The sequence below is a fragment of the Sphingopyxis sp. SCN 67-31 genome, assembly GCF_001725095.1.
Genome location: NZ_MEFH01000072.1, coordinates 1 through 11795, shown reverse-complemented (window position 1 = coordinate 11795; position 11795 = coordinate 1). Strand labels below are relative to the sequence as shown.

The window sequence follows — 11795 nt, the reverse complement described above, 5'->3', positions numbered from 1 at the left end:
TCATCAACAGGAGACACATCCATGCTCATCCGCAATCTCGGCGATATCCGCAAATCGGATCGCAACGTCCGCTCGAACGGCTGGGTCAGCGCCCGCCTGCTGCTCAAGGACGACGATATGGGCTTTTCCTTCCACGTCACGACGATGTTCGCCGGCGAGGAATTGAAGATGCACTATCAAAACCACCTCGAAGCCGTGCTCGTCCTCAAGGGCACCGGGACGATCGAGGATCTCGCGACCGGCGAAATCCACAGGCTGCAGCCCGGCGTCATGTATGCGCTCAACGACCATGACCGGCACGTCGTGCGGCCCGAGACCGACATATTGACCGCGTGCGTCTTCAACCCGCCGGTCACCGGCAAGGAAGTGCATGACGAGAACGGTGCCTATCCGGCCGAGGCCGATCTCGTCTCCGCCGACTGAATCCATCCATCATCAGCAGGGGGACATTCCGTGAAAGACCTCTACCCATCGCGGCACGCGGCAAGCGCCGAACTGCTACCGCGTCTCGACCCCGTCGTCCATGGCGACTGGAACCCGGATGCACCGATCAGCGAGGCGCAGGCTACGCAATTCGACCGCGACGGCTATCTCGTCCTCAAAGGCGTCTTCTCGGACGCCGAGGTCGCGCATCTGCAGGGGGCGGCGAGCAAGCTGCTCGCCGATCCCGCCGCGCTCGACGCGGAGACGATCGTCGCCGAGCCGCAGAGCCGTGAAATCCGCTCGATCTTCGAGATTCACCGCCAGAGCGACGCGATGGCGCGGCTCGCGTCCGACGCGCGGCTCGCCGACGTAGCGCGCTTCCTGCTCGGCGACGAGGTTTACATCCACCAGTCGCGCCTCAACTACAAACCGGGTTTCAAGGGCAAGGAATTCTATTGGCACAGCGATTTCGAGACATGGCATGTCGAGGACGGCATGCCGCGGATGCGCGCGCTGTCGATGTCGGTGCTGCTTGCCGAGAACACGCCGCACAACGGACCGCTGATGGTCATTCCGGGGTCGCACCGATCCTATCTGACCTGCGTCGGCGAGACGCCCGAAGACCATTATCTGAGTTCGCTCAGGAAACAGGAATATGGCGTTCCCGACGAGGATCACCTCGCCGAACTGGCGCACGATCATGGCATCGTCGCGCCGACCGGCAAGCCCGGCACCGTCATCCTGTTCGACTGCAACCTGATGCACGGATCGAACGGCAACATCACGCCCTTCCCCCGCGCCAACGCCTTCCTCGTCTATAATGCGGTTAGCAACCGGCTGGAACAGCCGTTCGGTGTCGACAAACCGCGGCCTTGGTTCCTGGCCCATCGCGGCGAGCCCGAGCCGCTGACGGTCGCGTCGGGCCCGCTCGTCGAAGCGGTGCCGGCATGAGGGGGCATCATAGCGTCGAGAAGGTCGGCGGCACCTCGATGGCCGCGACCGCGACCCTGTTCGACAATGTGCTGATCGCGGGGTGTTCGGGCGGCGACCTCTATAGCCGCATCTTCGTCGTCTCCGCCTATGCCGGGATGACCGACCTGCTGCTCGAGAACAAGAAGAGCGGCGAACCCGGCGTCTATGGCCATTTCGTCGACGACGACGATGCCGGGGCGTGGCGCGCGGCGATGGAGCGGGTGCGGGCGGCGATGCGCGCGCGCAATGCGGAGATGTTCGCGCGGCCTGAAAGCCGTGCCGAAGCCGACCGCTTTGTCGATGCGCGGGTCGATGCCGTCGCCGCCTGCCTCGACGATCTCGCGCGGCTGCGCAGCCATGGGCGATTCAGCCTGAAGGACCAGTTCGTGACGGTGCGCGAACTGCTCGCCGGGATCGGCGAGGCACACAGCGCGCACAGCACCGCGCTGTTGCTCCGCGACCGGGACGTCAACGCGCGCTTCGTCGACCTGACGCTGTGGGACGAGGACGACGTGCGCAGCCTCGACGCGCGGATCGAAGAGGCGTTCGCCGCGATCGACCTTCGCACCACCCTGCCGATCGTCACCGGCTATGCCGGCTGCGAGGGCGGCATGGTGCGGCGCTATGCGCGCGGCTACACTGAAATGACCTTTTCGCGCATCGCGGTGCTGACCGGCGCGCGCGAGGCGATCATCCACAAGGAGTTTCACCTGTCGAGCGCCGACCCGAAGCTGGTCGGCGAGCGGCGGGCGCGCAAGATCGGGCGCACCAATTACGACGTCGCCGACCAGCTCGCCAATCTGGGCATGGAGGCGATCCATCCGGGTGCGGGCCGCGGACTGCGCCAGTCGGGCATTCCGCTGCGCGTCCGCAACAGTTTCGACCGCGAGGATGCGGGGACGCTCGTCACCGGCGACTATGTCTCCGACGTCCCGCGGGTCGAGATCGTCACCGGGCTGCGCCAGATGCAGGCGCTGCAATTCTTCGAGCAGGACATGGTCGGGGTGAAGGGGTATGATGCCGCGATCCTTGCCGCGCTGACCCGCCACAAGCTGTGGATCGTCAGCAAATCGTCGAACGCCAACACCATCACCCATTATCTGTCGGCGAATGCCGCCGCGGTGAACCGGGCGGCCGCCGAATTGCAGGACCAATATCCCGACGCATCGATCACCGCGCAGCCGGTCGCGATGGTGTCGGTGATCGGCAGCGACATTTCGCGCCCCGGCCTCGTTACCGAGGCGCTGCGCGCGCTCGACGCGGCGGGGGTGCCGATGATCGCGATGCAGCACCAGATCCGCAACGTCGACGTGCAGTTCCTCGTCGCGCCGCGCGATTTCGATACCGCGGTGCGCGCGCTGCACAAGGTGTTGGTCGAGGATGGGGCGCTGGTCGAGGACGAGGCGGCGCCGGCGGAAGATCGGCGCGCCGCTTGACGCGCCGCCCATGCTCGACTCGATCCGCCCGGTCCGCAGCCTGCTGATCGCCATCTTCATGATGATGGCGGGCAGCGGCTTCCTGTCGACGCTGATCGGCCTGCGGCTCGAACGCGAGGGTAGCGGAACGATGGTCATCGGCCTCGTCGCGACCGCCTATTTCGGCGGGCTGGTGATCGGTGCGCTGCGCGCCGGGGGCGTGGTGCGGGGGGTGGGGCATATCCGGTCCTTTGCGGCGTTCGTCGCGCTGCTTTCGGCCAGCACCCTTGCCTATGCGCTGGTCCAGCATCCCCTGCTGTGGGGCGCGTTGCGGCTGGTCGACGGCGTCTGCGTCGCGGGGGTCTTCGTCTGCCTCGAAAGCTGGCTCAACGACCGCGCCGAGCCCGATACGCGCGGCACGGTGCTCGCGTCCTACATGGTCGCCCTCTATTCGGGGCAGGCGATCGGCCAGTTGCTGCTCCGTTCGGGCAGCACGGCGCCGCAGGTGCCGTTCGAACTCGCCTCGATCCTGATCTCGCTCGCGATCATCCCGATCTGCCTGACGCGCAGCACCGCCCCGGCGCTGACGGAAGCCGCCTCGCTGCCGCTCCGCCGCCTGTTCGCCGCCTCGCCGCTCGGCGTCGTCGGCGCCGGGATCACCGGACTGCTGCTCGGCGCCTTCTACGGCCTCGCCGCCATCTATGCGCGGCGGCTCGGGCTCAGCCTCGCAGCGACCGCGACCTTCATGATGGTCGTGATCCTCGGCGGGGTGGCGTTGCAATGGCCGCTCGGGCACCTGTCCGACCGCTACGACCGCCGCCGCGTGATCGTCGGCGGCTTCGCGCTGACGCTGGCGGTCAGCGTCGCGCTGGCGATGCAGCCGTCGGGCACGCTGCTGCTCGCGCTCGGCTTCGCCTTCGGCGGGCTCGGTTTCGCGCTCTATCCGCTCAGCGTCGCGCATGCGAACGACCGGCTGCTGCCGTCGGAGCGCGTGACCGCGAGCGGGCAGCTCGTGCTCCTCTACTCGGTCGGCGCCGCGCTCGGCCCGATCGGCGGCGCGGCGGCGATGACGCTTGCCGGAGCAGGCGGCCTCTTTCTCTTCATCGCGTTCGCGGCCGGCGCGATGCTCGTCTTTGGCCTCTGGCGCCTCGTGGTGACCGACGCGGTGCCGGGCGAGGCGCAGCAGGATTTCCAGATATTGCCGCGCACGACCCCGACCGCCGCGCTGCTCGATCCCGCCGCCGACCCGCAACAACAGGTGATGACATGACCACGCAAACCCTCGCGCAACCCTCCTGCGCGCCGTCCAGCGCCGACCCCTCGACGCTGCGCCGCGCGATCGCCGCTTCGGCGCTGGGCAATGCGACCGAGTGGTTCGACTACGGCATCTATGCCTATGGCGTCACCTATATCTCGGCGGCGCTGTTCCCGGGCGATACCGACGAGGCGATATTGTTCGCGCTCGCGACCTTCGCCATCTCCTTTCTCGTGCGGCCGCTGGGCGGCCTGTTCTGGGGGCCGCTCGGCGACCGGATCGGGCGCAAGTCGGTGCTCGCGCTCACTATCCTGCTGATGGCGGGCGCAACGCTGTGCGTCGGGCTGATCCCATCCTATGACCGCATCGGCTTCTGGGCGCCGACGCTGCTGATCGTCCTGCGCATGATCCAGGGCTTTTCGACCGGCGGCGAATATGGCGGCGCGGCGACCTTCATGGCCGAATATGCACCCGACGACCGCCGCGGCTTCTTCGGCAGCTTCCTCGAATTCGGCACGCTCGCGGGCTTCTCGCTCGGCGCTTCGCTGATGCTGATCTTCTCGCTGACGCTCGGCGACGCGGCGATGCACGACTGGGGCTGGCGCATCCCCTTCCTGATCGCCGCGCCCCTGGGGCTGATCGGCACCTATCTGCGCTCGCGGATGGAAGACACGCCGATCTTCCTGGAGGAATGCGTCGTTGCCGAAGCCCGGCAAGCCCCCGGGCTCGGCACGCTGATGCGCGATCACTGGCGCCCGCTGCTCGTCGTCGGTGGGCTCGTCGTCGCGCTGAACGTCGTCAACTATACGCTGCTCAGCTATATGCCCACCTATCTCCAGCGGCGCATCGGCCTGTCGCCCGACGAGGCGCTGATCGTGCCGATCGTCGGCATGTTCTTCATGATGCTGTTCCTGCCCTTCGCCGGCGCGCTGTCGGATCGCGTCGGGCGGCGGCCGATGTGGCGCGCCTCGCTGATCGGCCTGCTGGTCGGCGTGGTGCCGCTCTACATGCTGATGGGCACCGGCCTCGCGGGTGCCACCATCGCCTTCATCCTGCTCGGCCTGCTCTACGTCCCGCAGCTCGCGACCATCTCGGCCACCTTCCCCGCGCTGTTCCCGACCCCGGTGCGCTTCGCGGGCTTCGCGATCGCCTATAATGTCTCGACCTCGATCTTCGGCGGCACCGCGCCGGCGATCGGCAGCGCGCTGATCGGCTGGACGGGCGACCAGCTCATGCCCGCCTATTACATGATCCTGTCGTGCCTGATCGGCCTCGTGGCGCTGCGCTTCATGCCCGAGACGGCGGGCAGCTCGCTGCGCGGCGATCCGTTCGCGCGACCGGTATCGGTGATCGACCGCTAGCTCCATCGCGGATCGGCCGAGCCTGCCGCGATGCTCCATTCCCGAGGCAAATCTCGAGCCAGCGATGCATCGTTCGTCGGCGCAGTGCGTTGCACCGCAGGGCGCATCCGCCCCGACAGTGAAGGATATGGCGATGAATCGGCTACGCCAGATGTTCCCCGCTCCGCTCCTGACCCTGATCGCCGGGCTGATCGTCGCGGTCATCGCGCTGGTCCTGCTGATCGGCGGCGTCTGGCTCGCCGCGCTCGGCGGATCGGCCTATTATCTGGTGACCGGCGTCGCGATGCTCGCCGCGGGCCTGCTGCTGATGCGCGGGCGGTTGCTCGGCGGCTGGATCTATGTCGCCGTCGTCTTCTTCACCCTGCTCTGGGCCTTCTGGGAGGTCGGGGGCAATGGGTGGGCGCTGGTGCCGCGGGTCGTCGCGCCGGTCGTGCTGCTGGTCCTCGTCCTGTTCGCGATGGCCGCGCTGTCGGTCCGCCCGCACCGCTGGCGGCTCGCGCTGGCAAGCAGCGCCGTAGCCGTTCTGCTCTGCGCGGCGGGCGGCGCGATGCTCGGCTGGCTCAACACCGCGCGGCCGCTGCAGCCGCTTCCCAGCCCGCGCTGGGCGATGGCCGATCCCGCGCCGATGCAGGCCGGTACCGACTGGCCCGCCTATGGCGGTACCTACAGCGCGCGGCGCTATTCGCCGCTGGCCCAGATCACCCCGGCCAATGTCGGCAAGCTGAAGCGCGCGTGGACGATCCATACCGGCGACCTGCCCTCGTCGAAGCGCGTGCGCGGCACCTATGGCGCGGAGAATACGCCGCTGAAGGTCGGCGACAGCCTGTATGTCTGCACGCCGAAGAACATCGTCCTGTCGCTCGACCCCGCGACCGGCAAGCAGCGCTGGCGGTTCGACCCCAAGGTATCCGACGATGCGATCCCCTATACCGCCGCCTGCCGCGGCGTGAGCTATTATGCCGTGCCCGGCGCCGCCGCCGAACAGGCGTGTGCGCGGCGGATCATCTTCGGCACGCTCGACGCGCGGCTGTTCGCGCTCGACGCCGCTACGGGGCGGCCGTGTCAGGATTTCGGCGCCAACGGCCAGGTCGATACCAAGATCGGCATGGGCGACACGCCGCCGGGCTATGTCTCGATCAACTCGCCGCCGACCATCGTGCGCGGCGTGGTGGTGACCGGGCACCAGGTGCTCGACGGGCAGGACCGCTGGGCGCCATCGGGCGTGATCCGCGGCTTCGACGCGGTGACCGGCAAGCTCCAATGGGCGTGGGACATGATGCACCCCGACTGGGACGGCTATCCTCCGCCGGGACAGACATGGGCGCGCGGCACGCCGAACATGTGGACGATCGCATCGGGCGACGAGCAGCTCGGCCTCGTCTACCTGCCGATGGGCAATGCCGCCGCCGATTATTATTCGAGCCTGCGCCGCCCGGCCGAGAACGACTATGCGACCTCGCTCGTCGCGCTCGACGTGACGACGGGCAAGCCGCGCTGGCGCTTTCAGGCGGTGAAAAAGGACGTCTGGGACTATGATTTCGGGGCGCAGGCGACGCTGATCGACTATCGGAGCGCGGGCGGGACGGTCCCCGCGCTGGTTCTGCCGTCGAAGCAGGGCGACGTCTATGTACTCGACCGGCGCACCGGCCAGCCGTTGACCCCGGTCGGCACGATCAAGGCGCCCGGCGGCGGGGTCGAGCCCGCCGAGCGGTCGCCGACGCAGATCGTGTCGCTGTGGCATACGCTGCGCAAGCCGGACCTGACCGAGCGCGACATGTGGGGCATGTCGCCGATCGACCAGATGATCTGCCGCATCCAGTTCCGCAAGGCGAGCTACAAGGGTTTCTTCACCCCGCCGACGAGCAACGGCCGCTCGATCGAATATCCGGGGTATAACGGCGGCACCGACTGGGGCGGCGTCGCGGTCGATCCGGTGCGCGGCGTGATCGTCGCCAACTATAACGACATGCCCAACTATGTCCGCCTCGTCCCCCGCGCCGAGGCCGACCGGAAGGGCTGGGCACCGCGCGACCAGGCCCGCGGCGAGATCGGCGGCCCCGAAGGCGCGGGCGACCCGCAGGCCGGTACGCCCTATGCGATCGACGTCAATGCGGGCTGGCGCCTGCCCTTCACCGGCATGCTGTGCAAGCAGCCGCCCTATGGCGGCATCCGCGCGATCGATATCGCGACCGGCAAGACGATCTGGGACCGCCCGCTGGGCACCGCGCGCACCAACGGGCCGTTCGGCATCCCGTCGATGCTGCCGGTAACGATCGGGACGCCGAACAACGGCGGAGCGGTGGTCACCGCGAGCGGGCTGATCTTCATCGCCGCCGCGACCGACAATCTGATCCGTGCGATCGATCTCGCCACCGGCAAGACCGTCTGGTCCGACGTGCTGCCCGCGGGCGGGCAGGCGACTCCGATGACCTATGAGGCGAACGGTCGGCAATATGTCGTGATCTACGCCGGCGGCCACCATTTCATGGAGACGCCGATCGGCGACGAGGTCGTCGCCTACGCCTTGCCGTAATCCACCGCCATGGCCGACGGTCCGCGCATCGGGCACATCAAGGCGAACATCGTCCTTTACGGGGCATTGTTCGCCAACCTCGGCATCGCCGCCGCGAAGTTCTTCGCGGCGGCGATCAGCGGTTCGTCGTCGATGCTGTCCGAAGGAGTGCACTCGCTCGTCGACAGCGGGAACCAGCTTCTGCTCCTTTACGGCCAGGCGCGGGCGAAGCAGGCGCCCGACGATCAACATCCCTTCGGCTATGGCCGCGAACTCTATTTCTGGGCGTTCGTCGTCGCGATCCTGATCTTCGCGGTCGGTGCGGGCATTTCGATCTATGAGGGCTGGACGCATATCGCCGCGCCCGAACCGCTGCGCGATCCGACGATCAACTATATCGTCCTCGGGATCGCCTTCCTGCTCGAAGGGGCATCGTGGACGATTGCGGTGCGCCAGTTCGACGCCGGCCGCAATGGGCTGGGCTGGTGGCAGGCGATCCGGCGGTCGAAGGACCCCGCCGGCTTCATCGTGCTGTTCGAGGATAGCGCGGCGCTGGCCGGGCTGGTCATCGCGGTGGCCGGCGTCTGGCTGAGTCATGCGACGGGCGACGCGCGGATCGACGGGGTAGCCTCGATCCTGATCGGCCTGATCCTGGCGGCGGTCGCCGCGCTGCTCGCGCGCGAATCGAAGGAGCTTCTGATCGGTGAAGCGGCCGATCCGGCGCGGATCGCGATGATCTGGCGGATCGTCGAGCGGCGGCGCGAGATCAGCGCCGTCAACCATGTCCGCACCATCCACACGGCGCCCGATTCGATCTTCGTGGCGGTCAGCGCCGATTTCGAGGATGCGCTGACGATGGGAGACGGCGAGCGCCTGATCGAGGAGATCGAGGCCGAACTGAAGGCCGCGTCACCCGATATCAGCTCGATCTACATCCGCCCCGAAAAGCGCCGGGACGCGGTCCTTCAGCCGCGCCCCAAAGCCTGAACCCGGCGGTCGGCGTGTCCGCTATCTGGCCAGTTGCAGTTCCGCCCGATAGGCGTCCACCGTCCAATCGCGGCCAAGGAAATTCCTGGCGAGTTGATTCATCGAAGCCGACCCGCCGGGGGCGAGGATGAGATCGCGGTAGCGCTTCGCCGTGGCCGGATCGCGCAGGCCATGTTTGCGGAACTCGCTCAGCAGGTCGCTCGAAAGCGCCTTGGACCATTGATAGGTGTAATAGGAGGCGCCGTAGCCGGTGAGATGGCCGAAAGCGGCATAGCCATGCGTGCCTTCGGGATCGGGAGCGAGAGCGTAGCGATTATAGGCCGCGTCATAGACCGCGGCCAGATCGCGATCCTTGGGAACGCCCGAATAGAAAGCGAGCGAGGCGCCGGCATAGCCGAGCTGCATCATCGTCCCGAACGCTTCCCCAAAACGGCGGCTGACGTTCATCTTCTCCACCAGAGCGGCCGGGATCGGTTCGCCCGCCGCGTTGGTCGCGAACCGCTTCAACGTGTCGTAATCCCACACCCATTCCTCGAGCAGCTGCGATGGCGCCTCGATGACGTCATTCTCCAGCTCCATCGGATTTTGCGCCGCATAATCCTGCCCGCCGGCGAAGATCCAGTGCAGCAGATGCCCGAATTCGTGGAGGAAAGTGACGACGTCGCTATGCTCCATCAGCCCGTTCGGCACGTTAAGCTCCAGCACCGCGGCGGGCAGCACGCGATTTTTGATGCCGAATCGCAGCGGAGCCATCTGGGCATGGGTGAACTTGCCGTCGCGCGGATGCATGTCGAGGTAGAAGCGGCCGATCACCGCCCCGTCCTGCACCATTTCGAACGCGCCGACATCGGGATGCCAGACCTCGGTTGCCCACGGCCGGATTTCGACGCCGAACAAATCCCGCGTCAGGTCGAAAATGCCGGCCTGCACCTTGTCGAACGCGAAATATTGACGGACCTGCTCCGGATCGACCGCATAATCCTCCTTGCGGATGAGCCGCAGGGCGTAACTGCTGCTCCAGGAGCCGAGCGAGGCAAGTGACGGATCGTCCTTGTGCAGCCGGGCCAGCATCCGCCCCGCCTCGGCCTCGCCGATCGGCCGGGCCACGCGGTCGATCTCGTCGAGAAAGGATCGCACTCGTCCGGGATTTTCCGCCATGCGATTGGCGAAGTCGTAGCCCGCGAAATCGCGATAGCCCAGCAGGCCGGCGAATTGGGCCCGATCGTCGATGAGCCGCCGCAGCACCGCGTCGTTGGCCGGATAGGCGCGGTCCGCGAAGGCCGTCATCACGCGCTTCCGCACGTCCACGCGGTCGGCATAGCGCAACAGCGGCATGACGTCGGGATAGCTCATGCCGATCTGCACCAACCCGTCCGCGCCGGCCGGACGCGCCGCTAGCCAGTCCTGCGGCATACCCGCAAGCTCTTCGGGGGTCGCCGTGACGGTGCGGGTGTCGGCAGAGATATTCCCCTCGAACTCGATCGATGCGGCGGTGATGCCATTCTGAAGCTCGCCGATGCGCGCCCGCGTCGCCGCGTCCTTGTCGACGCCCAGGCGGCGATAGGAATCGAGCTGGCGGTCCACCATATAGCGCAGGGCGGGCGAAATATCCGCCTTTCCGACCGTCAGCAGGCGTTCATAGATCGGCCGGGACATGCCCAGATCGACCAGCACCGCGCTGGCGCGCTGAAAACAGTCCTCGGCCGCCTTGCGGATCGCCGCATCGGGGTTCGTGTCCTTGATAACGCCCGGTTCGGTATAGGCGGTGGTGAAAGCAAGATTATAGAGGTCGTCATAGGCGGCAAGCAAATCCAGCGGCTCGGTCGACAGCGGCATCGCCTCGACACGCGCGCGCAGGCTCGCCAGCGCATCGAGACGGGTGTCGCATTGCGCGGCAACCTCGGCGGCGCTCTTCGGCGCCACGCTGATGGCTCCGATGATGCGGTCGGACATGGGTTGATAGTCCGCGCCGAGCGCCGGCATCGCCGTTCCACTGAGCAGGAGTGGAAACGCAAACGAACGCAGCATCGACATGATGGTCTTCCCCCTTGAAATGGCTTCGATGCGGGTCCGCTCCATCGACCGTCGCCGTCCGCTCGTATCTCCCTTCTGGCTCGCTAGCGCACTCCGGCCGGGCTGGCGCTGGAAATTTTTGCGTATATTTTCCAATCCATAGTTCCTACACGCTTTTTCGCTCAATAGACGTCGATTATCGCAAAGTAAGAGCGTGAACGCAGCCAGCTCCACCAAAACCCATGACCCCCATTTCAAGGTCGATTATTGGTCCGCGGAATCGATCCTTCGCCATCCGGATTTCCCGCACGCGCGCAGAGCCTATTTCGACAAGGTTCTGGCACTCTACGGCGACGATCCGTTCCTCAACAAATTGCTGATGGAGGCGGTGCGGATCGTGGTCTTTGCCGTAGCCATCTGCATGGAGGCCGGATATCGTCCGAACGATCGGGACACATGGCCGACGATCGGCAACCTCAAAAAGGCGCTGGCGCTGTTCGGCCTCGCCAGCCCGCGGCGGATCGAACAGATCGTGGGGAGGCTGGTGCAGACCGATTTCCTCGAAAGCCGTGTCTCGCCACTGGACCGGCGCGCGCGCCTGCTGATCCCGACCGCCAGGATGCTGGCGCACGATCAGGACTGGCTGATCGCGCATTACGCGCCGCTGGCTGTGCTGTTCGGCGAAAGTGATTATGCCCTTCCGCTGAAGGGGGACAAGGCGTTCCAGCGGGCGCAGCGGCAGGTTGCGACCGGCATATTTGTCAAACGGCGTTCAAAAGGGACCCCCGATCGGCGTCGAAGAGGGACCCCCTTTTCGGATAATATGATGCTGGTTTGTTGAAGATGGCCTTGCGCTG

At 66.7% G+C, this 11795-nt stretch carries 9 protein-coding genes; 8 read left to right on the top strand and 1 reads right to left on the bottom strand.

Annotation, left to right across the window (positions count from 1 at the left end; all coding sequences use genetic code 11):
* Positions 1-21 precede the first annotated feature (21 nt).
* The 7 genes from ABS88_RS15125 (at position 22) to ABS88_RS15095 (ending at position 8925) form a co-directional block, all read left to right on the top strand.
* Positions 22-423 carry an ectoine synthase gene (locus tag ABS88_RS15125; RefSeq protein ID WP_286750060.1) on the top strand — a complete coding sequence of 134 codons (402 nt, stop codon included), beginning with the start codon at positions 22-24 and terminating at the stop codon, positions 421-423.
* A 30-nt stretch (positions 424-453) separates the two neighbouring features.
* Positions 454-1374, top strand: coding sequence for an ectoine hydroxylase (gene thpD / locus ABS88_RS15120; protein WP_286750059.1), 921 nt, complete (start codon positions 454-456; stop codon positions 1372-1374).
* Positions 1371-2831: an aspartate kinase gene (locus tag ABS88_RS15115; protein ID WP_286750058.1), complete on the top strand. Its 1461-nt coding sequence runs from the start codon at positions 1371-1373 to the stop codon at positions 2829-2831. Before thpD ends, ABS88_RS15115 begins: the two co-directional genes overlap by 4 nt.
* A 10-nt stretch (positions 2832-2841) precedes the next feature.
* Positions 2842-4080 carry an MFS transporter gene (locus ABS88_RS15110; RefSeq protein ID WP_286750057.1) on the top strand — a complete coding sequence of 413 codons (1239 nt, stop codon included), beginning with the start codon at positions 2842-2844 and terminating at the stop codon, positions 4078-4080.
* Entirely contained in the window at positions 4077-5426 is a 1350-nt protein-coding gene (locus ABS88_RS15105; RefSeq protein ID WP_286750056.1) for an MFS transporter, read from the top strand. Before ABS88_RS15110 ends, ABS88_RS15105 begins: the two co-directional genes overlap by 4 nt.
* Positions 5427-5577: 151 nt before the next feature.
* Entirely contained in the window at positions 5578-7959 is a 2382-nt protein-coding gene (locus tag ABS88_RS15100; RefSeq protein ID WP_486572085.1) for a membrane-bound PQQ-dependent dehydrogenase, glucose/quinate/shikimate family, read from the top strand.
* Between the two features lie 9 nt (positions 7960-7968).
* The gene (locus ABS88_RS15095) at positions 7969-8925 is read left to right on the top strand and encodes a cation diffusion facilitator family transporter (RefSeq protein WP_286750054.1); all 957 of its coding nucleotides are present in this window, start codon (positions 7969-7971) and stop codon (positions 8923-8925) included.
* Positions 8926-8946: 21 nt separating this feature from the next.
* Here the strand turns inward: ABS88_RS15095 and ABS88_RS15090 are convergent, their stop codons facing one another.
* Entirely contained in the window at positions 8947-10959 is a 2013-nt protein-coding gene (locus ABS88_RS15090) for a M3 family metallopeptidase (protein WP_286750053.1), read from the bottom strand.
* Positions 10960-11152: 193 nt separating this feature from the next.
* Here ABS88_RS15090 and ABS88_RS15085 point away from each other — a divergent pair, with 193 nt between their 5' ends.
* Complete coding sequence (locus tag ABS88_RS15085; RefSeq protein ID WP_286750052.1) at positions 11153-11779, top strand: hypothetical protein; 627 nt, start codon at positions 11153-11155, stop codon at positions 11777-11779.
* Positions 11780-11795 lie beyond the last annotated feature (16 nt).